The sequence below is a fragment of the Rothia kristinae NBRC 15354 genome, from assembly GCF_001570865.1.
In the GTDB taxonomy this organism is placed as follows: Bacteria; Actinomycetota; Actinomycetes; order Actinomycetales; family Micrococcaceae; genus Rothia; species Rothia kristinae.
In genome coordinates, this window is sequence record NZ_BCSM01000005.1 from 32,023 (window position 1) to 57,155 (window position 25,133).

24 protein-coding genes are annotated in these 25,133 nt (G+C 73.1%); 22 read left to right on the plus strand and 2 right to left on the minus strand.

What is annotated here, in order from left to right:
• The first annotated feature begins 85 nt into the window (after nt 1-85).
• Together KKR01S_RS04450 and KKR01S_RS04455 are read left to right on the plus strand one after the other, a co-directional pair.
• On the plus strand, nt 86-997 hold the full coding sequence (locus tag KKR01S_RS04450) for a M20/M25/M40 family metallo-hydrolase (RefSeq protein ID WP_061225384.1): 912 nt from the start codon (nt 86-88) through the stop codon (nt 995-997).
• 134 nt (nt 998-1,131) lie between these two features.
• The gene (locus tag KKR01S_RS04455) at nt 1,132-1,656 is read left to right on the plus strand and encodes an O-acetyl-ADP-ribose deacetylase (RefSeq protein ID WP_058731651.1); all 525 of its coding nucleotides are present in this window, start codon (nt 1,132-1,134) and stop codon (nt 1,654-1,656) included.
• A 96-nt stretch (nt 1,657-1,752) separates the two neighbouring features.
• On the opposite strand, the gene KKR01S_RS04460 is transcribed toward KKR01S_RS04455, so the two are convergent.
• The gene (locus tag KKR01S_RS04460; RefSeq protein ID WP_058731650.1) at nt 1,753-2,265 is read right to left on the minus strand and encodes an inorganic diphosphatase; all 513 of its coding nucleotides are present in this window, start codon (nt 2,263-2,265) and stop codon (nt 1,753-1,755) included.
• A gap of 137 nt (nt 2,266-2,402) precedes the next feature.
• Here KKR01S_RS04460 and dacB point away from each other — a divergent pair, with 137 nt between their 5' ends.
• From dacB to KKR01S_RS04560, 20 genes are all read left to right on the plus strand, one after another.
• Nucleotides 2,403-3,845, plus strand: a complete 1,443-nt coding sequence (gene dacB / locus KKR01S_RS04465) for a D-alanyl-D-alanine carboxypeptidase/D-alanyl-D-alanine endopeptidase (RefSeq protein WP_061225385.1) — start codon at nt 2,403-2,405, stop codon at nt 3,843-3,845.
• 77 nt (nt 3,846-3,922) lie between these two features.
• Nucleotides 3,923-5,341 (plus strand): glucose-6-phosphate dehydrogenase, encoded by a 1,419-nt coding sequence (locus tag KKR01S_RS04470; protein ID WP_061225386.1) that lies wholly within the window; start codon nt 3,923-3,925, stop codon nt 5,339-5,341.
• 3 nt (nt 5,342-5,344) lie between these two features.
• On the plus strand, nt 5,345-6,685 hold the full coding sequence (locus tag KKR01S_RS04475) for a zinc-dependent metalloprotease (RefSeq protein WP_081101554.1): 1,341 nt from the start codon (nt 5,345-5,347) through the stop codon (nt 6,683-6,685).
• Entirely contained in the window at nt 6,685-8,028 is a 1,344-nt protein-coding gene (gene tilS, locus KKR01S_RS04480; protein WP_081101555.1) for a tRNA lysidine(34) synthetase TilS, read from the plus strand. Before KKR01S_RS04475 ends, tilS begins: the two co-directional genes overlap by 1 nt.
• Nucleotides 8,029-8,083: 55 nt before the next feature.
• Entirely contained in the window at nt 8,084-8,635 is a 552-nt protein-coding gene (hpt, locus tag KKR01S_RS04485) for a hypoxanthine phosphoribosyltransferase (RefSeq protein ID WP_058731113.1), read from the plus strand.
• A gap of 148 nt (nt 8,636-8,783) precedes the next feature.
• Nucleotides 8,784-10,988 (plus strand): ATP-dependent zinc metalloprotease FtsH, encoded by a 2,205-nt coding sequence (gene ftsH, locus KKR01S_RS04490; RefSeq protein ID WP_058731112.1) that lies wholly within the window; start codon nt 8,784-8,786, stop codon nt 10,986-10,988.
• A gap of 5 nt (nt 10,989-10,993) precedes the next feature.
• Complete coding sequence (gene folE, locus KKR01S_RS04495) at nt 10,994-11,563, plus strand: GTP cyclohydrolase I FolE (protein ID WP_058731116.1); 570 nt, start codon at nt 10,994-10,996, stop codon at nt 11,561-11,563.
• Nucleotides 11,560-12,492, plus strand: a complete 933-nt coding sequence (gene folP, locus KKR01S_RS04500) for a dihydropteroate synthase (protein ID WP_061225388.1) — start codon at nt 11,560-11,562, stop codon at nt 12,490-12,492. Before folE ends, folP begins: the two co-directional genes overlap by 4 nt.
• A gap of 78 nt (nt 12,493-12,570) precedes the next feature.
• The gene (gene folB / locus KKR01S_RS04505) at nt 12,571-12,984 is read left to right on the plus strand and encodes a dihydroneopterin aldolase (RefSeq protein ID WP_058731110.1); all 414 of its coding nucleotides are present in this window, start codon (nt 12,571-12,573) and stop codon (nt 12,982-12,984) included.
• Complete coding sequence (gene folK / locus KKR01S_RS04510; protein ID WP_061225389.1) at nt 12,981-13,481, plus strand: 2-amino-4-hydroxy-6-hydroxymethyldihydropteridine diphosphokinase; 501 nt, start codon at nt 12,981-12,983, stop codon at nt 13,479-13,481. The genes folB and folK overlap by 4 nt, the downstream gene beginning before the upstream one ends.
• Before the next feature lie 6 nt (nt 13,482-13,487).
• Nucleotides 13,488-14,033 carry a DUF3180 domain-containing protein gene (locus KKR01S_RS04515; RefSeq protein ID WP_061225390.1) on the plus strand — a complete coding sequence of 182 codons (546 nt, stop codon included), beginning with the start codon at nt 13,488-13,490 and terminating at the stop codon, nt 14,031-14,033.
• On the plus strand, nt 13,993-14,556 hold the full coding sequence (locus tag KKR01S_RS04520) for a PH domain-containing protein (RefSeq protein WP_081101556.1): 564 nt from the start codon (nt 13,993-13,995) through the stop codon (nt 14,554-14,556). Before KKR01S_RS04515 ends, KKR01S_RS04520 begins: the two co-directional genes overlap by 41 nt.
• On the plus strand, nt 14,553-16,301 hold the full coding sequence (locus KKR01S_RS04525) for a PH domain-containing protein (protein ID WP_061225391.1): 1,749 nt from the start codon (nt 14,553-14,555) through the stop codon (nt 16,299-16,301). The genes KKR01S_RS04520 and KKR01S_RS04525 overlap by 4 nt, the downstream gene beginning before the upstream one ends.
• Nucleotides 16,298-17,239, plus strand: a complete 942-nt coding sequence (locus KKR01S_RS04530) for a Rossmann-like and DUF2520 domain-containing protein (RefSeq protein ID WP_061225392.1) — start codon at nt 16,298-16,300, stop codon at nt 17,237-17,239. Before KKR01S_RS04525 ends, KKR01S_RS04530 begins: the two co-directional genes overlap by 4 nt.
• A 107-nt stretch (nt 17,240-17,346) precedes the next feature.
• Nucleotides 17,347-18,300: a pantoate--beta-alanine ligase gene (panC, locus tag KKR01S_RS04535; RefSeq protein ID WP_061225393.1), complete on the plus strand. Its 954-nt coding sequence runs from the start codon at nt 17,347-17,349 to the stop codon at nt 18,298-18,300.
• 143 nt (nt 18,301-18,443) lie between these two features.
• Entirely contained in the window at nt 18,444-19,898 is a 1,455-nt protein-coding gene (lysS, locus tag KKR01S_RS04540) for a lysine--tRNA ligase (RefSeq protein ID WP_081101565.1), read from the plus strand.
• 3 nt (nt 19,899-19,901) lie between these two features.
• A complete protein-coding gene (locus KKR01S_RS04545) occupies nt 19,902-20,123 on the plus strand; it encodes a hypothetical protein (RefSeq protein WP_061225395.1) in 222 nt (73 codons plus the stop codon).
• Nucleotides 20,124-20,293: 170 nt separating this feature from the next.
• Nucleotides 20,294-20,644: a histone-like nucleoid-structuring protein Lsr2 gene (locus KKR01S_RS04550; RefSeq protein WP_061225396.1), complete on the plus strand. Its 351-nt coding sequence runs from the start codon at nt 20,294-20,296 to the stop codon at nt 20,642-20,644.
• A 190-nt stretch (nt 20,645-20,834) separates the two neighbouring features.
• A complete protein-coding gene (locus KKR01S_RS04555) occupies nt 20,835-23,465 on the plus strand; it encodes an ATP-dependent Clp protease ATP-binding subunit (protein WP_061225397.1) in 2,631 nt (876 codons plus the stop codon).
• A gap of 105 nt (nt 23,466-23,570) precedes the next feature.
• Nucleotides 23,571-24,077, plus strand: a complete 507-nt coding sequence (locus KKR01S_RS04560) for an amino-acid N-acetyltransferase (RefSeq protein WP_058731100.1) — start codon at nt 23,571-23,573, stop codon at nt 24,075-24,077.
• 40 nt (nt 24,078-24,117) lie between these two features.
• Here KKR01S_RS04560 and KKR01S_RS04565 read toward each other — a convergent pair whose 3' ends face one another.
• Nucleotides 24,118-25,095: an iron-sulfur binding domain-containing protein gene (locus KKR01S_RS04565; RefSeq protein ID WP_061225398.1), complete on the minus strand. Its 978-nt coding sequence runs from the start codon at nt 25,093-25,095 to the stop codon at nt 24,118-24,120.
• Between the last annotated feature and the right edge of the window lie 38 nt (nt 25,096-25,133).

Genomic DNA, 25,133 nt, shown 5'->3' on the forward strand with positions numbered 1-25,133 from the left:
TCCTGGCGGATCGCGCAGAACCCCGTCTCCGCGAACCACCCCGCGATCATCGGCCGACGCGTCGAGGATCCGCGGCTGCCCAACCGTGCTCGTGTACGGGCACGGCGATGTGCAGTTCGGGCACGCGGACGACTGGAGCGAGGGTCGCAGCCCCTGGCACCTGAGCATCGAGGGCGATGCCCTCTACGGCCGGGGCAGCGCGGACAACAAGGGCCAGCACACCGTCGACCTGTGCGCCCTCGGCGCCGTCATCGGGGTGCGTGGGAAGCTCGGCTACAACGTCACGGTTCTGATCGAGATGGGCGAGGAGGCCGGCTCCGTGGGGCTGAGCGAGATCGTCCGCGAGCACGCCGGGGACCTGCACTCCGGCAACTGGGGCGGGCGAGTGCGCAACCCCGCGACCGTCCTGGCCGCCGCGATCGGCGCCTTCGTGGACGGGGACGGGGTGATCCGCGCGGACTTCCTGCGCCCCTCGCGGATCCCCGACCCCGTGCGCCGGGCCGTGCAGGCCCTGCCCGAGCCCGCCGACGACGGCGGCCCGGCCGTCGACCGTGACTGGGGCGAGCCGGGGCTGAACCCGAACGAGCGGGTCTTCGCGTGGAACACCGTCGAGGTCCTCGCTCTGGAGGCCGGTGATCCGGCCGAGCCGAAGAACGCGATCCCCGCCCGGGCGCGCGCTGTGCTGCAGCTGCGCTACGTCGTCGGCACGGACGTCTCCGACTTCGCCGCGAAGGCCGAGCGGGTCCTGCGCGAGCGCGGCATCCGCGGCGTCACGGTGCGCGCTCATGAACCGGTTCCCGCCACTCGGCTGGATCCCGCTGCCCCCGTGGTGCGCGCGGCCGAGGTCTCGATCGCCGAGACCGTGGGTCGGGAGCCCGCCGTCGAGCCGAATCTGGGCGGGACGATCCCCAACGCCGTGTTCGCCGACCAGCTCGGCCTGCCGACCGTGTGGATCCCGCACTCCCCCCCCGGGGTCCAACCAGCACGCCCCGGATGAGCACGCGCTGGCCTCCGTGCTGCGCGAGGGCCTGCGGATCATGGCGGGGGTGTTCTGGGACATGGGCGAGCGACCCGAGCAGTGGTTCCGCACCGGCCCGGACCGGCCCGGGATCCGCGGCTAGGGTGGGGCCCATGGAGCTGATCATCCGACCCGGGGACATCACCCGCACCCAGGCCGACGCGATCGTCAACGCCGCCAACCACACCCTGTACGGCGGGGGAGGGGTGGACGGGGCGATCCACCGCGCCGGGGGACCCGAGATCCTGGCGGCCTGCCGCCGGCTGCGCGCCGAGCGCTTCCCGGACGGTCTGCCCACCGGGCAGGCCGCGGCCACCACCGCCGGGGAGCTGCCCGCCTGCTGGGTCATCCACACCGTGGGACCCACCTACGCGAAGACCAAGTACGAGCAGAAGGCGCCCCTGCTGGCCTCCTGCTACCGGGAGTCCCTGCGGGTGGCCGCCGAGCTCGGTGCCGCCTCGGTCGCGTTCCCCGCGATCTCCGCGGGGATCTACGGCTGGCCCATGGACGACGCCGCGCGCATCGCCGTGGAGACGGTCCGCGCCACGGCCGAGGAGGTCGGCGAGACCGTGCGCACCGTGCTGTTCACGCCCTACGGGTCGGCGGCCGAGACCGCCTTCCGCGCCGCCTTCGGCTGAGCGCGGGGCATGCGATACGACAGAGGCCGCGCCTCCCGAGAGATCAGCTCTCGGGAGGCGCGGCCTCTGCTGCGCGGTCTGCGCGGGGGCCGGACGTCAGTCCTGCTCGGCCTCCTGGGCGGAGTCGTAGTCCGAGTGCTGGAAGCGCTCGATGGCGTCCTGGACCATCTTCTCCGCTGCCTCCTTGCCGTCCCAGCCCTCGCCCTTGACCCACTTGCCGGCCTCGAGGTCCTTGTACCGCTCGAAGAAGTGCTGGATCTCGTCCTTCAGGTACGGGTTGACGTCGCCCAGGTCCTGGATCTCGTCGTAGCGCTTGTCGGTGGCCACGCACAGCACCTTGGCGTCCCCGCCGGCCTCGTCGGTCATGTTGAACACGGCGATCGGGCGGGCCTCCACGATAACGCCGGGCACGACGTCGACGTCGAGGATCACCATCGCATCCAGCGGGTCCCCGTCCTCGCCCAGGGTGTCCTCGAAGTACCCGTAGGCGGTGGGGTACTGCATCGAGGTGAACAGGACCCGGTCCAGGCGCAGCCGCCCGGTCTCGTGGTCGATCTCGTACTTGACGCGGGACCCGCGGGGGATCTCGATGGTGACGTCGCGCTCCATGATGTGCTCCTTCAGCTGTTCGGCGATCGGGATGCGGTGCCCGCCGTGCGGCGGGCGGCTTCCCCCAGGCTAACCGACGCCGCCCCGGTAGAGTGGAGCCGCACCCGCCCACCCCGCCGCCTCGAAGGATCCCCGCCATGAGCAGCACCGCCCCGCAGGCCCCGTCCCGGGATCGGCGTCGCACCCGCCGGTGGTGGTCCGCGGCCGGGATCCTCGGCATCGCCTGCCTGGGCTCGGGGGCCGTGATCGTCCCGCAGGCGGCCGAGCACTGGGAGGACCTCACCGAGACCCCGCAGATCGCCGCCGCCGCACCGGCAAGCCCCTCCGCCGCGCCGGTGAGCACCCTGGACCCGGACGCCGCGCAGCCCGGTTCCGAGGCGGTGGCCAGCGCCCTGCGCACCGCGCAGCGGGACTTCCGCGGCGGCTCCCTGACCGCGCAGGTCGCCGACGCGCGCACCGGGGACGTGCTGTACTCCGACGACGCCGCCAAGCCGGTGATGCCGGCGTCGAACCTCAAGCTGCTCACCGCCTACACCCTGCTGTCCCACCAGGACCCCTCCGCCCGCTACGAGACGGGTGCCTACCTCGGGGCGGACGGGAGGTCCGTGGTGCTGCGCGCCGGCGGGGACACCATGCTCAGCCCCGACGAGGCCCGGCAGGGGGTCGACGGGCGGGCGAGCCTGCGGGACCTGGCCCGCCAGACCGTGGACTCCCTGCACCACCGCGGGGTCACCGGCACCGTGCCCGTGCGCCTGGACGCCTCCCGCTTCACCGGCCCCGCGGTGAGTCCGGCGTGGAGCGCGGAGGACGTGGCCAGCGGCTACGTCACCGGGGTGCACCCCATCGCCCTGTGGGACCATCACACCCAGGAGCCCGCCGACCCCGAGGAGACCTCCCACCGCCCGGACGACGCCGCCCAGGACGCCGTGGCCGCGTACCTGCGGGAGCTGGATGCCGCCGGGTCCGCCCACGGCCTGAGCTTCACCGACGCCGGGGCGGCCGACGCGCAGGATCGGGAGGCCTCCCAGCGCCTGGGTGCGGTGGAATCCGCGACGGTGCTGGAGCAGACTCGGTACATGCTCGACGAGTCGGACAACGTGCTGGCCGAGGTGCTGGGCCGCAACGCGGCGGTGGCCGCCGGGAAGGAGGGCTCTCAGGAGGCCGCGATCGCGCTGGTCCGGGAGACCCTCACCCGGGACGGGATCGGCGTCGAGGGCCTGGAGCAGGCGGACCTGTGCGGGCTCTCGGACCGCAACCGCGTCACCCCCGCGACCCTGGTGCAGACCGTGCAGCACGCGGTCACGGCCGATGACGCCCGGGCCCAGCTGGTCTCCGCCCTGCCGACCGCCGGACTGGACGGCACCCTGGCGGCCCGCTTCGAGGCCGCCGACGAGGCCGCCGGGCGCGGGTACGTGCGGGCCAAGACGGGGACCCTGCTGAAGGTCTCCTCCCTCTCCGGGGTCACCACCACCGAGGACGGGCGCCTGCTGGTCTACTCCTTCGTGGTCAACGACCTCACGGACCTCACCGCCGCCAAGGACATGCTGGACCGCTCCGCCGCCGCCCTGACCCGGCTGTAGCGCCGCCCGCTCACCCCGTGGCGAACGCGCGGGATCCTCCCTGGATTCGTCGCGGGCGAACGGGTTGAGTGAGAGCCATGACTGACACCCCGCAGACCTTCGTCATCCTCGGCGCCAACGGCGACCTCACCGAGCGGCTGCTGCTGCCCGGCATCGCCTCCTACCTCGCGACCGGGGCCGTGGACCAGCCGCTGAAGATCATCGGCTCCGGGCGCCACGCCAATGACGAGTTCCCGCAGACCGTGCGCGAGGTCTTCGCCCAGACCCTGGGGGCTGACCCCCTGCCCGGTCCGGTGGTCGAGGGCACCGCGCAGCAGGCGGAGTTCCGCGTCAGCGACGCCACCGACGCCGAGGACCTCGCGGGGCTGCTGGAGCACGAGGCCGGCCCCGTGGTCCTGTACTTCGCGCTGGCCCCGGCCGTAGCGGTGGACACGGTGGACGCCCTGGCCCGGCTGAAGGAGCAGGGGCGGCTGCCGCGGCGGCTGATCCTCGCGATGGAGAAGCCCCTGGGCACCGGGGAGGACTCCGCCAGGGAGCTGGACGCCAAGCTCGCGGACCTCGTCCCGGAGGAGGACGTGTACCGGGTGGACCACTTCCTGGGGATGCCCGGGCTGCTGTCCCTGCTGGGGCTGCGCTTCGGCAACCGGCTCTTCGAGTCCGCCTGGTCCCGGGAGGGCATCGAGAGCATCGACATCCTCTTCGAGGAGACCCTGGGCCTGGAGGGCCGGGCGGACTTCTACGACGGCACGGGGGCGGCCGAGGACATGCTGCAGTCCCACCTGCTGCAGGTCATGGGCCTGACCCTGATGGACCCGCAGGGGGACATCGACGGCGCGGCGATCCAGGAGGCCAGCGCCGAGATCATCTGCTCGGCCCGGGTGGCCGAGAGCGCCGCCGACGGCGAGGGTCCAGCGGTGGTGCGCGGGCGCTACACCGCCGGTGAGGCCGGGGGCAAGAGCCTGCCCTCCTACGTGGACGAGGACGGGGTGGACCCGTCCCGGCAGACCGAGACCTACGCCCGGGCCACCCTGGCGGTGGACGCCGAGCGGTGGCGCGGGGTCCCCGTGACCATCGCTTCCGGCAAGGCCGTGGGCGAGCCGCGTCAGGAGATCCGCATCCGGTTCCGTCCCTCCGCCCGCAGCGCGGATCTGCCCGGGGTGCAGGAGGCCCGCCCGGGGATGCTGCGCATCGGCCTGCAGGACGAGGTCATCGCGATCGACGCGAACGTGGGCGGGGAGTACGACTCCCGGGGCCTGGGGCGGATCACCCTGTCCTCCCACGTCCGCCAGGCCCCGCTGACCCCCTACGGCTCGGTGGTGCGCGGGATCTTCGAGGGTCGGCGCACCTTCAGCGTCAGCGGGCGGGCCGCCGAGCAGGGCTGGCGGGTGCTCTCCGAGATCCGCGCCGCCTACGACGACGGTCGCGCGCCCCTGCTGGACTACCCGGCGGGTTCCGCGGGCCCCGTGCCGGCGGACGAGTCCGCCGCGGAGGCCTGAGCCATGGCCCAGCCCAGGACCCCCGCCTCGAGTCCGTCCCCCGACGCCGCCGTCCCCGCCGTCCCCGCCGGATCCGCCGGGGCGCCGGGACAGCCCGCGCCCGAGGTCATCGGCTGGGAGGCGGCCGCCGCCGCGGCCCGTCGCCTGGCCCCGGCCGGGCCGCGGCTGTCCCGCCGGGAGGCCGGGGCCGTCGTCGAATCCGTGCGGTACCAGGCGAATGCCGCGGTGGACCACGTCCACGCCATCACTGGCTTGGAGGCGGCGCGCAACCTGCACGACTCCGAGGTCCTCGTGGTGGACCGGGCCGGCTGGTCCCGGGCCAACGCCCAGACCTTCGCCTTCCTGCTCAACCGCCTGCTGGCCGTGGGACCGGGGAAGCGGGTTCAGGACATGTCCGGGCTGGACCGGCGGGTCACGGCCGCCGGGGCCGCCGTCGAGCTGGGCGGGCTGCTGGCCTTCCTGTCGGGCAAGGTGCTCGGCCAGTACGATCCCTTCGCCGCGCTCGGCGGGCACGGGGCCGCGGGCGGGCGCCTGCTGCTGGTCGCCCCGAACATCGCGATGCTGGAGCGGGAGCTGAACGTGGAGCCGGAGGACTTCCGGCTGTGGGTGTGCCTGCACGAGCAGACCCACCGGGTGCAGTTCGCGGCCGCCCCCTGGCTGCGCGGGCACCTGCTGGAGCTGATCACCCGGCTGCCGGAGGGCCTCGGCGGAGGAGGCGGCGAGCTGGTCCAGCGCCTGGGGGAGGCCGCCCGGCGGGCGCTGTCCGCCCGCCGCGAGCAGGACGGGCAGGACTCCCCGGACGGGGAGCGGCCCGTGCCCGGCAACCGGATGAGCCTGCTGTTGGATGAGGACTCCGCCGCCGCGCTGTCGCAGCTCACCGCGATCATGAGCCTCATGGAGGGCCACGCGAACGTGGTCATGGACGCGGTGGACGCGAGCATCGTGCCGACCGTGAAGACCATCCGCCGCCGCTTCGACGCCCGCCCCCAGCGCGGCCTGCTGGACCGGGCGATGCGGCGGGCGCTGGGCCTGGACCTGAAGATGCGCCAGTACCGGGACGGCCAGGAGTTCGTGCGCACCATCCTGCGCGAGCGCGGGATGGACGTCGTCAACCGGGTCTGGGAGGGCCCGGAGCACCTGCCCAGCGAGCGGGAGATCCACAACCCGCACCGCTGGATCGCCCGGGTGCTGGACGGCGCGCCCGAGGACTCCGCCCCTGCGGACGACGCGGCGGCATCCGCCCGGGCGGTCGGCACCGGAGCCGACGGGGCGGACGCCGAGGGGGCCGGATCCGACGCGCCTGGATCCGAGGCGCGCGGCGTCGACGGGACGGAGCGGCGCTGATGGCTCAGAGCGGACGCACCGGACGCCTGCACCCCGCCGTCGGCGCCGCCCGACGCCGCCTGGCCCGCCACCTCGCCGAGCACGCGGGCCTGGAGACGACTCCGACGGGGCGGGCGGCGCGCTCAGCGGAGGCCGGGAGGCGGGCGGGCCGAGGCGAGCAGGACCCGGCCTCCTCGCCCGGGACCCCGAGCGCCCCCGCCCATCGCGCAGCCCAGGGGCCGCTGCTGCTGGTCGCCTGCTCCGGCGGGCCCGACTCCCTTGCCCTGGCCGCGCTCACCGCGCACTTCGCCCGCCGCGGGGACCTGCGGGCCGGGGCGATCGTCGTGGATCACGGGCTGCAGGAGGGCAGCGCGCAGGTCGCGCGGCGAGCCGCCGAGCAGTGCCGGGAGCTGAGCCTGGCCCCCGTGCTCATCCGGCGGGCCGCGGTGGAGCCCGGCGGGCACGGCCCCGAGATGGCCGCGCGCATCGCCCGCTACCGGGCCTTCGAGGAGGCCGTCGCCGAGCTGGGGGAGCAGGGCGAGACCGTGGCCGGCATCCTGCTGGGCCACACCCGCGACGATCAGGCGGAGACCGTGATGCTGGGCCTGGCCCGCGGCTCCGGAACCCGCTCCCTGGCCGGGATGCCGCCGGCGCGCCCCCTGGCCGGGCTCGGCATCGACGGCGAGCCGATCACCGCCCCGAAGAGCGAGCCGCTCACCGCGTCGATCGCGACGCCGCCCGACGAGCCGCCGCGCGCCGATCCCGACGGGACCGACGAGACTCCCTCGGCCGCCCTGCTGCTGCGGCCCCTGCTGGGCACCACCCGGGAGGAGGTCGAGCAGATCCTCGCCGCCGAGGGGCTGAGCCCCTGGCGGGACCCGAGCAACGCGGACACCTCCCTGCGCCGCAACCTCGTGCGTCACGACGTCCTGCCCCACCTGGAGCGCACCCTGGGCCCCGGCATCGCTCAGGCCCTGGCCCGCACGGCCGAGGTGCTCACCGAGGACGCGGACCTGCTGGATGCCCTGGCCGCCCGGCGGGCGCAGGACGCGCGCGCGGACCCGGGGCGCTTCCACCCCGTGCCGGAGCAGGCCCTGGCCGCGCTGTCCCTGGGGGTGCTGTCGGACACCCACCCCGCCCTGCGTCGGCGCATCCTCGCGGCGGCCCTGCAGGAGGCCGGGGGTGCTGCGCCCACCCACGAGCGCCTGGCCGCCCTGGAGGAGCTGCTCGGCGGCCGGGGCAATGCCGGTCCCGTGCAGATGCCGGGTAGAGTGACCGTGTGGCGCCGCCGGGCGCTGGAGCGGCGAGCCCCCGAGCCAGAGGCCGCGGGGGCGCTGATCCTGACCCGCACCCCGGCGGGGTGATCCGACCCAGCGGCACCGCGGCCACCGGCAGCATCACGGAAAGCAGGAGACCCCAATGGATGCGAACGACGTCAGCGAGGACCTCAAGAACGTCCTGTTCACCACGGAGCAGATCCGGGAGAAGGTCGCCGAGCTCGCGGCCCAGATCGACCGCGACTACGAGGACCGCGACGTCCTGCTCGTCGGGGTGCTCAAGGGCGCCGTGATGATCATGGCCGACCTCTCCCGCGCCCTGCACGGGCACTACACGATGGACTGGATGGCCGTGTCCTCCTACGGCTCCGGGACCAAATCCTCCGGGGTCGTGCGGATCCTCAAGGACCTGGACACGGACCTGCACGGCCGGGACGTGCTCATCGTCGAGGACATCATCGACTCCGGGCTGACCCTGTCCTGGCTGAAGTCCAACCTGGAATCCCGCGGGGCGAACTCCGTGGAGATCTGCGCGCTGCTGCGCAAGCCGGCCTCCGTGAAGACGGACGTGCCGGTCAAGTACATCGGGTGGGACATCGACCCGGAGTTCGTGGTCGGCTACGGCCTGGACTTCGCGGAGCGGTACCGCAACCTGGACTTCATCGGGACCCTCGCCCCGCACGTCTACTCCTGACGCGCCGCCGTCTGCGGCAGCCCCCCGTCCCCGCGCGGCGTCCGCCGTGAGGGAAGTCCGGGAGGCCCTGCCGGCTCCCGGCGGTAGTCTGTCACGAGACCGCTCGCGCCCCACGACGCATCCACGACGATCGGAAGGCACCACCAGCTTGGCCACCAACACCAGTCCCCAGAAGAAGACCGTCCGCCAGCGCCTCTTCAAGGGACCCTACTTCTGGATCGTCCTGGCCCTGGTGGGCCTGGCGACGGTGCTGTTCACCACGATGTCCGCGGAGACCAACCGCGTGGACACCAACGTCGGCATCGAGCTGCTGCAGGACCACAAGGCCACCGAGGCCAAGATGTACGACGGCGACCAGAAGGTCGAGCTCTCCCTCAAGGACGACTACACGGAGGGGGACCGGAACCTCGGCAAGTCCGTGGTGTTCTACTACGTCGAGCCGCGCGCCGAGGACGTCGTGCAGGCCATCGACGACGGGGACCTGAAGGGCTACACGGATCAGCCCGTGGAGAGCAACTGGTTCACCTCCCTGCTGGGGCTGATCCTGCCGTTCCTGATCATCCTGGCGCTGTTCTGGTTCCTGCTCTCGCGCATGTCCGGCGGCGGCGGGCAGCTGATGCAGTTCGGCAAGTCCAAGGCCAAGAAGTTCAACAAGGAGAACTCCACCGTGAAGTTCTCCGACGTCGCCGGGGCGGACGAGGCCGTGGAGGAGCTGCAGGAGGTCAAGGAGTTCCTCACCGATCCCCAGCGCTTCACCTCGGTCGGGGCCAAGATCCCCAAGGGCGTGCTGCTGTACGGCCCTCCCGGCACCGGCAAGACCCTGCTGGCCAAGGCCGTGGCCGGCGAGGCCGGGGTGCCGTTCTTCTCCATCTCCGGCTCGGACTTCGTGGAGATGTTCGTCGGCGTCGGCGCCTCCCGCGTGCGGGACCTGTTCGAGCAGGCCAAGCAGAACGAGGCCGCGATCATCTTCGTCGACGAGATCGACGCCGTCGGACGCCAGCGCGGGGCCGGCATGGGCGGGGGCAACGACGAGCGCGAGCAGACCCTGAACCAGCTGCTGGTGGAGATGGACGGGTTCGACGAGAACACCAACATCATCCTCATCGCCGCGACCAACCGCCCCGATGTGCTGGACCCGGCCCTGCTGCGCCCGGGGCGCTTCGACCGGCAGATCGGCGTGGACGCCCCGGACCTGAAGGGCCGACGCCGCATCCTGGAGGTCCACTCCCAGGGCAAGCGCCTGGCGGACAACGTGGACCTGGCCCAGGTGGCCAAGAAGACCCCGGGCTTCACCGGCGCGGACCTGGCCAATGTGATGAACGAGGCCGCGCTGCTCACGGCCCGCTCCAACGCCCAGATCATCGACGACCGCGCCCTGGACGAGGCGATCGACCGCGTCCTGGCCGGCCCGCAGCGCCGCTCCCGGCTGATGAAGGAGCTGGAGCGCAAGATCACCGCGTACCACGAGGGCGGGCACGCCCTGGTCGCGGCCGCGCTGCGCAACACGGATCCGGTCACCAAGATCACCATCCTGCCGCGCGGGCGCGCCCTGGGCTACACCATGGTCATGCCGGTGGACGACAAGTACTCCACGACCCGCAACGAGCTGCTGGACCAGCTGGCTTACGCCCTGGGCGGGCGGGTCGCCGAGGAGCTGGTCTTCCACGACCCCTCCACCGGTGCCGCCAACGACATCGACAAGGCCACCAAGACCGCCCGCAAGATGGTCACCGACTACGGCATGTCCGCGACGATCGGGGCGATCAAGCTCGGCTCGGATGACACCGAGCCGTTCATGGGCCGCGACGGCGGAGCCTCCTCCCGCGGCTACTCCGAGAAGACCGCCGCCCAGATCGACGTCGAGGTGCGGGCCCTGATCGACCACGCCCACGACGAGGCCTACGCGATCCTCACCGAGAACCGGGATGTGCTGGACCGGCTGGCCTTCGAGCTGCTGGATAAGGAGACCCTGAACGAGAAGGAGATCGCGGAGGTCTTCAAGGACGTCCGCCAGCGCCCGGTGCGCGAGGTCTGGCTGTCCAAGGAGACCCGCCCGGTCTCCGAGATCCCCCCGATCACCACCCCCGCCGAGCAGGCCGAGGCTCGCCGTGAGGGCACCCAGGACCCGGCGGAGATGACGCCGCAGGACCAGGCCGTGGCCGCCAAGCCCGAGCACCCCCTCGAGGTGCCCCGCAACCACACCGGCACCACCCCTCCCGGCACCGAGTCCGACGGCGGCGCCCAGGGCGGGCCCGGCGCCCAAGGGCCCCAGGGCCCCCAGCCGGGCCCCGACGCCCGGGAGCCCGAGCAGGACGGAGACGGCCCCCGGCCCGCCGGGCCCTGGAGCCGGTGATGCCCATGGACCTGCCGCGCATCGAGGCGGCCGTGCGGGAGATCCTGCTGGCCGTCGGCGAGGACCCGGACCGGGACGGGCTGCGGGAGACCCCGGCCCGGGTGGCCCGCTCCTACGCGGAGGTCTTCTCCGGGCTGGGGCAGGACCCGGCGGATCTGCTGGCCACGACCTTCGACATCGGCCACTCCGAGATGGTGCTGGTCAAGGACATCACCTTCCACTCGATGTGCGAGCACCACCTGGTGCCGTTCTTCGGCACCGCCCACATCGGGTACATCCCCGGCGCGGACGGGCGGGTCACCGGCCTGTCCAAGCTGGCACGGCTCGTGGACCTCTACGCCCGACGCCCCCAGGTCCAGGAGCGGCTGACCACCCAGATCGTGGAGGCGATGGAGCAGTTCCTGCGCCCGGCCGGGGCGATCGTCGTCGTGGAGGCCGAGCACCTGTGCATGGCCATGCGCGGGGTCGCCAAACCCGGCGCGCACACCGTCACCTCGGCGGTGCGCGGGCAGCTGCGGGACCCGGCGACCCGCGCCGAGGCGATGGGCCTGATCCGCGGGGGTGAGCGCCGGTGAGCGCCCGCTGGCCGAGCCTGCCCACCGGGCGCACCCTGGTCATGGGCATCCTCAACGTCACCCCGGACTCCTTCTCCGACGGCGGAGAGCACCTGGACCCGGAGGCCGCCGTCGCCCACGGGCTGGCCCTGGTCCGCGATGGCGCGGACCTCGTGGACGTCGGCGGGGAGTCCACCCGCCCCGGGGCCGAGCCCGTGGATCCGGCTCAGGAGCGGCGGCGCATCCTGCCGGTGATCCGCCGGCTCACCGAGCGCGGCGTCGTCGTCTCGGTGGACACCCTGCACCCGGACACCGCCGAGGCGGCCCTGCAGGCCGGCGCCGGGATCGTCAACGACGTCTCCGGGGCCCGGCTGGGCGAGGAGATGATCGAGCTCATCGCCCGCACCGGTGCGCCCTACATCCTGACCCACGCCCGCGGGGACTCCGCGACCATGGACTCCCTGGCCCGGTACGCGGACCCGGTGGCGGAGGTGCGCGCCGAGCTGCTGGGGCTGCGCCAGCGGCTGCTGGACGGCGGGGTGGACCCCGCGCAGATCGTGCTGGACCCGGGCCTGGGCTTCGCCAAGGGCGGGGATCAGGACTGGCGGCTGCTGGCGGGGCTCGACGCCCTGACGGGGCTGGGCCATCCCGTGCTGGTCGCGGCCTCCCGCAAGCGCTTCCTGGGCTCGACGCTGGCCGCGGCGCGCGCCGAGCACCGGCCCGGGGCGCAGCTCCCGGACGGCGCAGCGACGCCGGATGAATCGGGGGCTCCCGGCGGTTCGGGCAGCGCTCAGCCGCAGACCCCCGGTCCCGTCGAGCGCGACGTCGCCACCGCCGCCGTCTCGGTGCTCGCGGCCCGGGCCGGGGCCTGGGCGGTGCGGGTGCACGACGTGCGGGCCACCGCGGATGCGCTGGCCGTGCAGCGGGCCTGGAGCCGGGCCGGCGGCTGAGCCGCAGCCCCGGGACGGGCGGCGCTGGCCCGGGCATCCCATCGACCATCACATCGTCGCGAGCACCGAGGAGGAACGGTGGAGCAGAACCAGGACGGCAGCGGCACCGCGCCCCGGCAGGGGAGTGCGGGCCGGGACCGGATCACCCTGATCGGGGTGGGCGCCGTCGGCACCCACGGGGTCCTGGAGCAGGAGAAGAAGATCGCCCAGCCGTTCTTCACGGACGTGATCCTCTACCGGGACCTCAGCCAGGCCGGACGCACGGACGATCTGTCCCGCACCGTGGACTACGGTGCGGTGGCCGAGACGATCAAGGACGTCGTGATGGGTCCGAGCGTGGAGCTGATCGAAACCCTCGCGCACACCATGGCCCAGCGGATCCTGGAGCGCTTCCCGGTCGACGCCGTGGAGCTGACGGTGCACAAGCCCAAGGCCCCCATCGAGGTCACCTTCGGCGATGTGTCCGTGACGATCCACCGGGAGCGCGCATGAGTGTGGACGCGGTCCTGGCTCTGGGCTCCAATCAGGGCGAATCACGGCGCATCCTCGCGGAAGCCGTGGGGCGTCTGGGCGAGCATCCCCGCGTGAGCGTCACCGTCCGCTCCCCGGTGGTGATTACCGCGCCGGTCGGGGGACCCGTCGACCAGCCGGACTTCCTCAACATGGTCGTCGGGGTGCGCACGGATCTGCGGCCCTTCGCCCTGCTGCGCTGGTGCCAGGAGATCGAGCATCGGTTCCACCGGGTCCGCACCGTGCGGTGGGGCCCGCGCACCCTGGACGTGGACATCATCTCCTACGGGGGTCTGCACATGGACGAACCCGAGCTGGTCCTGCCCCACCCGCGGGCCGGGCAGCGGGCCTTCGTGCTCGCCCCCTGGGCGCGGATGGACCCCGACGCCCAGCTGGACGGGATCCGCGTGGCCGCGCTGGCCGAACGGGCCCCGGACGCCGACGGCGTGCGCGGCTGGCTCACCGAGGACGGGAGCTGATCCGCGATGCGTCCTCTGCGTCCCCGATGGCTGGCCCTGATCTGGACCGCGGGCCTGGTCGGCGCCCTCCTGCTGTCCCTGCTCGTGCCCGGCGGCCTGCTGGTGCTGCCCTGGATCACCCTGGCCGCGCTGATCGTCCTGGCGATCGCGGTGCTGGTGCTGGCCCGCCGGGTGCGCGCCCACGTGCGGGATCCGCGCGGGCGTCCGGTGGAGCCGCTGCTCGCGGCCCGCACCGCGGTGCTCGCGCAGACCTGCGCGGTGTTCGGCGCCCTGGCCGCGGGATGGGCCGCGGGGCTGCTGATCCGGGAGCTGAGCCTGCTGCGCTGGCGCAGCGCCACCGAGGATCTGCCCCTGATCATCGCGGACCTGGTGGTCGGGGCTCTGGTGTGCGCGGCCGGGTGCGTGGCCGAAGCCTGGTGCAAGCGCCCACCGGATGATACGGATGAGGGGCCCCAGCACGCCGATCCCCGCCGCGCCCAGCGCCGGGACATCCCCGAAGGAGAGGGTGGCTATGCCCGAGACCGCCAGAGCCCGGGTCCGACCCGGCAGTGACCGCTTCGAGGCCCGCCTGGCCGCCCTGGACGCCTGGGATGCCCCCTGGCAGCGGATGGACGCGCGGTATCCGGCGAGCATGCTGCTGGCCCGCGGCCTCGGCTGGCTCATCGTCCTGCTGCTGGCCGCCGCACCGTCGGTCCTGGGACTGCTCGGACTGCTGCCCGGCGCCTGGACGGCGGTCGGCCTCGTCGTGCTGGGCCTGCTGCTGATCTGGGCCGCGGCGGACCTGCTGCTGATCCCCCGGCAGGCCCGCGCCATGGGGTACGCCGAGCGGGAGGAGGACGTGCTGGTGCGCCGCGGGGTGCTCAGCCACCGGGTCACCGCCGTGCCCTACGGCAGGATGCAGTACGTGGAGGTCTCCCAGGGGCCCTGGCAGCGGCTGTTCGGCCTGTCCTCGGTGACCTTCCGCACCGCCTCGGCCGCCGCGGACGTCTCGGTGCCCGGGGTCTCCCGGCAGGAGGCGCGCCGGCTGCGCGAGGAGCTGAGCCGGCGCGGCCGCGAGCGGATGGAGGCCCTGTGAGCCGCGCGCCCCACCCGTCCTCCCCGGACGCCGCGCCCGCGCCGCAGCCGTCGGAGGACCCGATGAACCGGGAGGCGCCGGGGCAGCCCGAGGCGGGGCCGCAGTGGCGCCGGGTGCATCCGCTGACCCCGCTGGCCCGCTTCTGGATCACCGCGGTGCTGATCCTGGTGCTCTTCCTCCGGCCCCTGATCGAAGACGTCATCACCGGGGAGACCGACGCCGGGGACCTGGTGCGCGGCGCCGAGGAGATGGCAGGCGGGGTGAGCCTGCTCGCCGTCCTGACGGTGCTGGCGGCGGTGGCCGTGGTGATCGGGGCGATGGCCCTGACCTGGTGGTTCACCCGCTGGGCCGTCACCGAGGATTCCGTGCACGTGCGCGAGGGCATCCTGCTGCGCAAGGAGCGCCAGGCGCGGCTGGAGCGGGTCCAGGCCATCGAGATCACCCAGCCGCTGCTGGCCCGGCTGCTGCGGCTGGCGGAGCTGCGCTTCGACGTCGCCGACGCCGAGGACGCCGCCCTGCACCTGCGCTTCCTGAGCCTGCGCCAGGCCGAGGACCTGCGCGGGCGCCTGCTCTCCCGGGCCCGCCAGCTGCGCGCCCCCGCGACGCCGGGTTCAGGTGCCGCCGCCTCGGGAAACGCCGCCCCGGAGAACTCCGCCGCGCAGGACTCCGACTCGCGGGACCCGCGGGTGGTGCAGGCCAGGGGCGGCTCGATCGGTCCTGCCTCCGGGACGGTCGCCGCCGGGGGTCCCGACACCGGGATCTCCGAGGGCGGGGTTCCGCAGAGCGAGGCGCCCGAGGGCCTCGCGGAGCGGGAAGTGCTGCGCGTTCCCCTCGCCCGCGCGGCCGCGGCCCCGCTGCTGTCCGCGGGGCTGCTGAGCTCCCTGCTGGCCATCCTGCTGATCGCCGTCGCGCTGGGCTGGGCCGCGGACAGCGCCGGAACGGCCGTGGCCGGGGTGCTGCCGATGCTGCTGGTGGCCGGCAGCACGGTGTGGTCGGCCGTGAACGCCGGCGCCGGATTCCGGGTGCTGGAGGCCGACGGCGGCCTGCGCACCCGCGCGGGCCTGACCGACACCCGCGCCCAGTCCATCCCCCTGGGCCGCATCCACACCGTCGGGATCGAGCAGCCGCTGCTGTGGCGCCTGCCCGGGTGGTATCGGGTCCGGCTGACCAGCGCCGGGATCGGCGCGGGGGAGGGCTCCGAGACCCGCTCCGTGCTGCTGCCGGTCGGCACCCAAGCGCAGCTGCGTCGGCTCCTGCCGTACGTGCTGGGACCCGTGGTCCAGGATGAGGCCCCCGGGGCGGAGGATCTCGCGGCGGCGCTGCGCGGCAGCGGCACCGGCCACGGGTTCACCGTCTCCCCGCCGGCGGCGCGCTGGCTGGCCCCGCTGACCTATCGCCGCAGCGGATTCCTGCGCGGCTCCGGGGCGCTGCTGCTGCGCGGCGGGCGGCTGACCCGGCAGCTGAGCGTGGTCCCGCAGCGGCGGGTGCAGGGGGTGGTCCTGGAGGACGGACCGCTGCTGCGCCGGCTGGGGCTGGCCGATCTCCAGCTGTGCACCGTGGCCGGGCCCGTGGACACCCGGGTGCGCCGACTGACCCGGGTCGATGCCCTGGCCCTGGCCCGTGTCCTCGCCGTCCCGGCGTCGGAGGATCCCTCGGCGCGGGGGCCGGTCCGCGCGTCCGTGGGGCAGCAGCCCTCCCCGACCTCCGCAGCAGCAGAACCCGAGAACGAGGAGCCCACCGCATGAGCCCGCAGCAATCGCCCGCCGCCCGTCCCGGACGCCTCGGCATCGGGGTGATCGGGACCGGGCGGGTCGGGGCCGTGCTGGGTGCGGCCCTGCGCGCCGCCGGGCACGCGATCACCGGGGTGCACGCCGTGTCCGAGGCATCGCGCACCCGAGCGGAATCCCTCCTGCCCGGGGCGCCGCGCTGGGAGATCCCCGAGATCATGGAGCGCAGCGAGCTCGTGCTGTTCGCCGTGCCCGACGACGCCCTGGCCCCGCTCGTGCGCGGGCTGGTGGAGGGCGGGCACGTCAGCAGCGGGCAGCTGCTCGTGCACACCTCCGGACGCAGCGGCACCGAGGTCTTCGACACGGCCCGGGCCCGCGGGGCCGTGGGGCTGGCCATCCACCCGGCGATGACCTTCACCGGCCTGTCCCTGGACCTGGACCGGCTGCGCTCCTGCCCCTTCGGGGTCACCGCCCCCGCCGCGTTCCTGCCGGTGGCTCAGGCCCTGGTGGTGGAGATGGGCGGGGAGCCCGTGGTGGTGCAGGAGGGGGACCGGCCGCTGTACCACGCGGCCCTGTCCCACGGGTCCAACCACCTGGTGACCCTGGTCGGGCAGGCCCGCCAGATCCTGGAGAGCATCGGGGTGCCCGAGCCGGGGAGGATGCTCACCCCGCTGCTGCGCGCGAGCCTGGACAACGCCCTGGCCAGCGGGGACGCCGCGCTGACCGGGCCGGTGGCCCGCGGGGATGTGGGCACCCTGGCCGCGCACCGGGAGATCCTGGAGGGCTTCGCGCGGGAGGAGGACGCCGCGGACATCGGCCGGGCCTATCTGGCGATGGCGCGGGCTAGCGCCGAGCGGGCGCACCGGCGCGGGGCGCTGTCCGCGGCGGCCCTGGAGCAGGTGCTGGGGGCGCTGGCCGAGGATCGGCAGCCCCCGCACGGCGCCGAGTACCGGTAGACTCTCCTGCCGAAACCCCGAACCACGGTCCCGCCCCCGCCTCCGCGCCCCGTCGAAGAAGGAGCGCCCCGACGGCGGGTCGGACCCCGCGAGAAGGACTGTCGAGCATGACCGAGCTCATCGTGGCCCGCACCCCGGAGGAGCTCTGCGCGCACCTGGCCCAGCGCGTGGGCCAGGCCGAGGCCCGCAACCTCGCCGTCGTCGAGCAGCGGCGCGCCGCCGGGCAGACCGAGGAGGACGTCGCCCCCGAGGCCCCGCGGGTGGCCACCGTGGGCCTGGTGCCCACGATGGGCGCCCTGCACGAGGGCCACGCGACCCTGATCCGCCGGGCTCGGGAGCAGAACGACGTCGTCGTCGTGTCGATCTTCGTCAACCCGCTGCAGTTCGGTCCCGGCGAGGATTACGACCGCTACCCCCGCACCCCCGAGGCGGACCTTGAGCTGCTGCGCGGGATCGGAGTGGACCTGGCCTTCGTGCCCGAGGTGCAGACCCTCTACCCGGGCAGCGAGCCGCTGGTGCGGGTCACCTCCGGGCGGCTGGGCGAGCTGTTCGAGGGGGCCCGGCGTCCCGGGCACTTCGACGGGGTGCTCACGGTCGTGAACAAACTGCTGAATATCACGGCGTCCGGGGCCTCCGGGCACCCGGTGCGCGCCTACTTCGGGCAGAAGGACGCCCAGCAGGTGGCGCTCGTCCAGCGGATGGTCGCGGATTTCGCGCTGCCGGTCACCGTCGTCCCGGTGGCGATCGTGCGCGACGACGACGGCCTGGCCCTGTCCTCGCGCAACGCGTACCTGTCCGCCGAGGAGCGCACCGCCGCCCTCGTGCTCTCCCGGACCCTCGCGCTGCTGCGGGAGGAGGGCCTGTCCCGCGGGTACGCCGGCATCGACCTGGAGGCCGCCCGGCAGCGGATCGAGCAGTCCGACGGCGTGGAGCTGGACTACCTGGAGATCGTGGACCCGGAGACCTTCGAGCCCCCGACAGAGGACTCCCGGCGCGCCCTGGCTCTGGCGGCGATCCGGGTGGGGTCGACCCGTCTGCTGGACAACATGGACGTGGTCTGACCGGGCCCCTCCCGGCGCCCGGGATCCGACGGCCACGCGCTAGGCTGGAGGGCGTGACTTCCGCAGAATCCCCCCAGGCCCCCGAGACCACCCCGGCCGCCGAGGCCGAGCGCGCCCAGGCCGCCGCCGAGGCGAACGAGCAGATGCGGGTGCGCGCGGACAAGCGCGCCGCGCTGCTGGCCGCCGGACGCGAGCCCTACCCGGTGGGAGTCCCCGTGACCCGCACGATCCCGAGCGTGCGCGCCCAGTACGAGGGGCTTGCCGCGGGGGAGGAGACCGGCGACGTCGTCGGCGTGGCCGGGCGCGTGGTCTTCCAGCGCAACACCGGCAAGCTGTGCTTCGCGACGCTGCAGTCCGGGGACGGCACCCGCCTGCAGGCCATGCTCTCCCTGGCCAGGGTGGGCCAGGAGGCGCTGGACGAGTGGAAGGCCCTGGTGGACCTGGGCGATCACGTGTTCGTGCGCGGGGAGGTCATCAGCTCCCGCCGCGGCGAGCTGTCCGTGATGGCCGATGAGTGGGCCATGGCCTCCAAGTCCCTGCGGCCCCTGCCGACCCTGCACAAGGATCTCAACGAGGAGACCCGCGTGCGCCAGCGCCACCTGGATCTCATGGTGCGCCCGGAGGCGCAGCAGGTGGTGCGCACCCGAGCGAAGATCATCTCCACGGTGCGCCGGGTGCTGGAGGAGCAGGATTACACCGAGATCGAGACCCCGATCCTGCAGCTGGTGCACGGCGGGGCCACCGCGCGGCCCTTCGCCACGCACCTGAACGCCTTCGACCAGGACATGACCCTGCGCATCGCCACGGAGCTGTACCTCAAGCGCGCCGTGGTCGGCGGGATCGAGCGGGTCTACGAGATCGGGCGGGTCTTCCGCAACGAGGGCGTGGACTCCACGCACAGCCCGGAGTTCACCACCCTGGAGGCTTACCAGGCCTACGGGGACCAGTACACGATGGCGGAGCTGATCCGCTCGATCATCCTGGCCTGCGCCGATGCCCTGGGTGTGCGCGAGATCCCCTCCGATCACGGCACGATCCACCTGGACGGCGAATGGCGGTGGCTCGGGGTCTACCCGGGGCTGTCCGAGGCCGTGGGCGAGCAGATCACCCCGGACACCTCGGCCGAGCGGCTGCGGCAGATCGCCGCCGAGCGCGACGTCGCGGTGGATCCGGCGTGGGATGCCGAGAAGCTGGTGATCGAGCTGTTCGGGGAGATCGTGGAGCCGACCCTGATCGATCCGACCTTCGTGTGCGACTACCCGCCGTCGGCTCAGCCGCTGGCCCGCCCGCACCGGGAGAAGGAGGGGGTCATCGAGGCGTGGGACCTGATCATCGGCGGGATGGAGCGCGGCACCGCGTTCTCCGAGCTGATCGATCCCGTGATCCAGCGCGAACGGCTCACCGAGCAGTCCCGGAAGGCCGCCCGCGGGGACGACGAGGCCATGCAGCTGGATGAGGATTTCCTGCGCGCCCTGGAGTCGGCCGCACCGCCGATGGGCGGGCTGGGTCTGGGCCTGGATCGGCTGGTCATGCTGTTCACCGGGCTGGGGATCCGCGAGACCATCCTGTTCCCCCTGATGAAGCCCGAGCAGGAGTAGGCCGTGGAATATCTGGCGGTGCTGCTGCCCTCGATCGGCCTGGGCGTGCTCTTCTGGCTCATCATGCGCTGGATCCTGCGCGCGGACAGCCGGGAGCGGCGCGCCCACGCGGCCGCGGAGGAGGATGCGCGCACCTGGTATGAAGGGGTGCGCCGACGCGAGGGTGGGGATGCGATCTTCTCCTCTCCGAGAGAGCCAGACGCAGAGAAACCTGGGAATTCGTGAATTCATCGCCGCGGAGATTGTATTCTCCGCGGCGATGTTGTTATCCTCGGAATCGAACGAGCCGCAGCGCGCGATGTGAGATGCGAAGGACGATCCGCTGGATCGGATAATCCGGATCCTCACCGTTCAGGCGCGTGGCAATGACGTGAGCGAATCGGCAGGAGAACACCATGGCTCAGAAAGTGAAGATCATTCTCGAGGACGATCTGCAGGGCGGACCGGCCGATGAGACCGTCCGCTTCGGGCTGGACGGCGGACAGTTCGAGATCGACCTGACCACCGAGAACGCCTCCAAGCTGCGGGATGCGCTGCGTCCCTACGTGGCCAAGGCCCGCCGGGTGCAGGCCCGCACCGGCCGCGGCGGCGGAAAGCAGTCCTCCTCCTCCGGTCAGGCCCGCAACCCCGAGACCGCGAAGATCCGCAAGTGGGCCAAGGAGAACAACTACGACGTCTCCGATCGCGGCCGCATCCACCAGGAGATCCAGGACGCCTACTACGCCGCGATGAAGAGCGGGAAGTAGACCCCTCCCGGAGCAGTCGTCCGGCCCCGGGTGACCTCGCGGGCGGGACCGACTTCAAGCCCAGGGCGGAAAGGCTCACGCGCTTTCCGCCCTGGGCTTGATGCGTCTCTCGCCGGTGGCGAACAGTCCGCATGCGGGCTTTGGGCGTGCGTAGCATCGAGGGCAAAGCCGCGTACAAGGAGACACCCATATGTTCGAGAGGTTCACGGATCGCGCTCGGCGCGTCGTCGTGCTGGCCCAGGAAGAGGCTCGCATGCTCAACCACAACTACATCGGCACCGAGCACCTGCTGCTCGGTCTCATCCACGAGGGCGAAGGCATCGCCGCGAAGGCCCTGGAGTCCATGGGCGTGACGCTGTCCGCCGTGCGCGAGCAGGTCCAGGACATCATCGGACCCGGCCAGCAGGCCCCCAGCGGGCACATCCCGTTCACCCCCCGGGCCAAGAAGGTCCTGGAGCTGTCCCTGCGGGAGGCTCTGCAGCTGGGACACAACTACATCGGCACCGAGCACATCCTCCTGGGTCTGATCCGGGCCGGCGAGGGCGTGGCCTCCCAGGTGCTGACCAAGCTCGGCGCGGACCCCTCGCGGGTGCGCCAGACGGTCATCGACATGATCTCCGGCTACCAGGGCGGCACCGGGGATGCCGGCAAGGAGACCGCCGGGGTCGGCGCCGGCGGCGGCAAGGACGGCAGCCCGGCCGGCTCCACCGTGCTGGACCAGTTCGGCACCAACCTCACCGCCGCGGCCCGCGAGGGCAAGCTGGACCCGGTGATCGGGCGCTTCAAGGAGATGGAGCGGGTCATGCAGGTGCTGTCCCGGCGCACCAAGAACAACCCCGTGCTCATCGGCGAGCCCGGCGTCGGCAAGACCGCCGTCGTGGAGGGCCTGGCCCAGGCCATCGTGCGCGGGGATGTCCCGGAGACCCTGAAGGACAAGCACCTCTACACCCTGGACCTCGGCTCCCTGGTGGCCGGCTCCCGGTACCGCGGCGACTTCGAGGAGCGGCTGAAGAAGGTGCTCAAGGAGATCCGCACCCGCGGGGACATCATCCTGTTCATCGATGAGATCCACACCCTCGTCGGGGCGGGCGCCGCCGAGGGCGCGATCGATGCGGCCAGCATCCTCAAGCCCATGCTGGCTCGCGGCGAGCTGCAGACCATCGGGGCGACCACCCTGGATGAGTACCGCAAGCACATCGAGAAGGACGCCGCCCTGGAGCGCCGCTTCCAGCCGATCCAGGTGGATGAGCCCTCCCAGGCCCACGCGGTGGAGATCCTCAAGGGCATCCGCGACAAGTACGAGGCCCACCACCGGGTGACCATCACCGATGAGGCCCTGGAGGCCGCGGTGTCCATGTCCGCCCGGTACATCTCGGACCGCTTCCTGCCGGACAAGGCCATCGACATGATCGACGAGGCCGGGGCGCGGCTGCGCATCAAGCGCCTGACCGCCCCGCCGGAGATCAAGGACCTCGAGGACCGCATCGCGGACCTGCGCTCCCAGAAGGAGTCGGCGATCGAGGGACAGGACTTCGAGAAGGCCGCCAACCTGCGGGACAAGGAGCAGAAGCTCATCTCGCAGAAGGAGGAGGCGGAGAAGAGCTGGAAGGAGTCCGACTCCGCGATGGGCGAGGTCAACCCGGAGGTCATCTCCGAGGTGCTGGCCGCGGCCACCGGCGTGCCGGTCTACAAGCTCTCCGAGGAGGAGTCCGGCCGCCTGCTGAAGATGGAGGACGAGCTGCACAAGCGCGTCATCGGCCAGGACGACGCCATCAAGTCCCTGTCCCGGGCGATCCGGCGCACCCGCGCGGGGCTGAAGGACCCGCGCCGTCCGGGCGGCTCGTTCATCTTCGCCGGGCCCACCGGCGTCGGCAAGACCGAGCTGGCCAAGGCCCTGGCGGAGTTCCTGTTCGGCGACGACGACGCCCTGATCACCCTGGACATGTCCGAGTACCAGGAGAAGCACACCGTCTCCCGGCTGTTCGGGGCGCCCCCCGGGTACGTCGGCTACGAGGAGGGCGGCCAGCTGACCGAGAAGGTGCGCCGCAAGCCGTTCTCGGTGGTGCTGTTCGACGAGGTGGAGAAGGCCCACGCGGACCTGTTCAACTCGCTGCTGCAGATCCTGGAGGACGGTCGCCTGACCGACTCCCAGGGCCGGGTCGTGGACTTCAAGAACACGGTGATCATCATGACCACCAACCTGGGCACCCGGGACATCTCCCGGCGCGTGCCGGTGGGCTTCCAGTCCGCGGATGATGCCACGACCAACTACGAGCGGATGCAGGCGAAGGTGCAGGAGGAGCTCAAGGAGCACTTCCGCCCGGAGTTCCTCAACCGCGTGGATGACATCATCGTCTTCCCGCAGCTGACGGAGAAGGAGATCATCCAGATCGTGGACCTGTTCGTGGCCCGCCTGGCCGAGCGCCTGCGCGATCAGGACATGTCCATCGAGCTGACCGACGCCGCGAAGAGGCTGCTGGCCGAGCGCGGCTACGATCCGGCGATGGGCGCCCGGCCGCTGCGTCGGACCATGCAGCGGATGATCGAGGACCAGCTCTCGGAGAAGATCCTGTTCGGGGAGATCTCCGCGGGGGAGAAGATCACCGTGGACGTCGAGGGTGAGGGGCAGGACGCGCAGTTCACGTTCTCCTCGCAGAAGATGGCCGAGCTGTCCGAGGACGGCATCTCCTACGGGGACGAGGGGGCGGAGATCACCGACTCCCACGTGGACCCGGAGCAGCTGTCCGGTTCGGCCCTGCCGCCCAAGACGGACCGCGGCGGCGGGGAGGCCGGCCCGGCCTCCGGAGCCGCCCAGGCCTGATCCGGAAGAGGCCCGCATCCGGGATGCCGCGAACGCCCCGGACCCGCGCACGGCGCGCGGGTCCGGGGCGTTCGCCATGTTCGGGGACGCGTAGACTCGACACCCATGACCGACCTCCACCTGCGCCCGGCCCGCACCGCGGACGCCCGGGCGATCGGGCGCCTCGTCGCGCCCTACGCCGAACAGGGCGTGCTGATCACCAAGGAGACGGTGGACTACTACGAGGCGATCCAGGAGTTCCTGGTCATCGAGGCCCCCGGCGTCGGGGTGGCCGGCTGCGCGGCGCTGCACGTGATCTGGGAGGACCTCGCCGAGATCCGCACCGTCGCGGTGGACCCGGTGCTCACCGGCCACGGCATCGGGCGGCGGCTGGTGCAGGCGCAGCTGGAGCGGGCCCGCGACCTCGGGGTGAGCCGGGTGTTCTGCCTGACCTTCGAGGTCGAGTTCTTCCGGCGGATGGGCTTCGAGGTCATGGACGAGCAGGAGGGCATCGACCCGCAGGTCTTCGCCGAGCTGCTGCGCTCCAAGGACGAGGGCATCGCCGAGTACCTGGACCTCGCCCGGGTCAAACCCAACACCCTGGGCAACACCCGCATGATCCGCGCCCTCTGAGCCCCGCCCATCTGCTGAGCCCCGCTCGCGGGCGGCCGGGTCAGGGCAGGGCCACCGTCTCCGGGGTGGGCTCCGCGGCCAGCCCGTCGGTGAGCAGCCCCTCCAGGCACCGCCGCAGCTGCTCGGGCGGGGCTTCGAGGCGACGCAGGGCGCGCACGGCGCGCACGACGTCGTCAGCCTCCGCCGCCGAGCCGTGGGCCTGCTCCAGCAGCCGCGGGTCCAGCAGCAGGGCCCGGGGCACCGGGGCGCTCGCCGCGCGCAGCACCGCCATCAGGGCCCCGCGGGCCTGCCGGTCCGTGCCGTGCCAGGCCTGGCCCTTCGGGGCGACCTCCGGCTCCGGGCGCCCCGCGGCCACCCAGGCGCAGTCGGCGAGCACCGGGCACTCCTCGCAGCGCGGGGCGCGGGCCGTGCACACCAGGGCGCCCAGCTCCATCACCGCGATGTTCCACCGCACGGAATCCTCCCGATCTCGCGGCAGCAGGGCCTCGGCCAGGCGCATCTCGGCGGCGGTCATGCCCCTGCCCGGCAGGGCCCGCCCGGAGATCAGCCGGGCCTGCACGCGCCGGATGTTCGTATCCACCACGGTCTCCCTGTGCCCGAAGGCGAAGACGCTGATCGCCGCGGCGGTGTAGGCCCCGATCCCGGGCAAACCCAGCAGGGTCTCCCGGTCCGCCGGAACCTCGCCGTCGTGCTCGGCGACGATGGCCGCGGCCGCAGCGTGCAGGCGCAGAGCCCGGCGCGGGTAACCCAGTCGGCCCCACGCCCGCACCGCCTCCCCGGGGGACTCCGCGGCCAGCGCGGCGGGGGTGGGCCAGCGCCGCAGCCACTCCCGCCAGACCGGCAAAACCCGGTTCACCGGGGTCTGCTGCAGCATGAATTCGCTGACCATGACCTCCCAGGGGGTGCGCTCGGGGGCCCGCCAGGGCAGGTCCCGGGCGTGGGCGCGGAACCACGCGCCGATGCGCTCGTGCAGCTGGGACAGGGTCGCGGGATCCGGCAGGGCGGTGGGAGCAGGCATATCCCCACCACTGTAGGGCAGGCGGAGGGCCCGGGATG

What these genes read in the sequence shown, in the direction of transcription:
- KKR01S_RS04455 (WP_058731651.1), top strand. Translation starts at nt 1,132, where the DNA reads ATGGAGCTGATCATCCGACCCGGGGACATCACCCGCACCCAGGCCGAC.
- KKR01S_RS04460 (WP_058731650.1), bottom strand. Translation starts at nt 2,265, where the DNA reads ATGGAGCGCGACGTCACCATCGAGATCCCCCGCGGGTCCCGCGTCAAG.
- dacB (WP_061225385.1), top strand. Translation starts at nt 2,403, where the DNA reads ATGAGCAGCACCGCCCCGCAGGCCCCGTCCCGGGATCGGCGTCGCACC.
- KKR01S_RS04470 (WP_061225386.1), top strand. Translation starts at nt 3,923, where the DNA reads ATGACTGACACCCCGCAGACCTTCGTCATCCTCGGCGCCAACGGCGAC.
- KKR01S_RS04475 (WP_081101554.1), top strand. Translation starts at nt 5,345, where the DNA reads ATGGCCCAGCCCAGGACCCCCGCCTCGAGTCCGTCCCCCGACGCCGCC.
- tilS (WP_081101555.1), top strand. Translation starts at nt 6,685, where the DNA reads ATGGCTCAGAGCGGACGCACCGGACGCCTGCACCCCGCCGTCGGCGCC.
- hpt (WP_058731113.1), top strand. Translation starts at nt 8,084, where the DNA reads ATGGATGCGAACGACGTCAGCGAGGACCTCAAGAACGTCCTGTTCACC.
- folE (WP_058731116.1), top strand. Translation starts at nt 10,994, where the DNA reads ATGGACCTGCCGCGCATCGAGGCGGCCGTGCGGGAGATCCTGCTGGCC.
- folK (WP_061225389.1), top strand. Translation starts at nt 12,981, where the DNA reads ATGAGTGTGGACGCGGTCCTGGCTCTGGGCTCCAATCAGGGCGAATCA.
- KKR01S_RS04515 (WP_061225390.1), top strand. Translation starts at nt 13,488, where the DNA reads ATGCGTCCTCTGCGTCCCCGATGGCTGGCCCTGATCTGGACCGCGGGC.
- KKR01S_RS04520 (WP_081101556.1), top strand. Translation starts at nt 13,993, where the DNA reads ATGCCCGAGACCGCCAGAGCCCGGGTCCGACCCGGCAGTGACCGCTTC.
- KKR01S_RS04530 (WP_061225392.1), top strand. Translation starts at nt 16,298, where the DNA reads ATGAGCCCGCAGCAATCGCCCGCCGCCCGTCCCGGACGCCTCGGCATC.
- panC (WP_061225393.1), top strand. Translation starts at nt 17,347, where the DNA reads ATGACCGAGCTCATCGTGGCCCGCACCCCGGAGGAGCTCTGCGCGCAC.
- lysS (WP_081101565.1), top strand. Translation starts at nt 18,444, where the DNA reads ATGCGGGTGCGCGCGGACAAGCGCGCCGCGCTGCTGGCCGCCGGACGC.
- KKR01S_RS04550 (WP_061225396.1), top strand. Translation starts at nt 20,294, where the DNA reads ATGGCTCAGAAAGTGAAGATCATTCTCGAGGACGATCTGCAGGGCGGA.
- KKR01S_RS04555 (WP_061225397.1), top strand. Translation starts at nt 20,835, where the DNA reads ATGTTCGAGAGGTTCACGGATCGCGCTCGGCGCGTCGTCGTGCTGGCC.
- KKR01S_RS04560 (WP_058731100.1), top strand. Translation starts at nt 23,571, where the DNA reads ATGACCGACCTCCACCTGCGCCCGGCCCGCACCGCGGACGCCCGGGCG.
- KKR01S_RS04565 (WP_061225398.1), bottom strand. Translation starts at nt 25,095, where the DNA reads ATGCCTGCTCCCACCGCCCTGCCGGATCCCGCGACCCTGTCCCAGCTG.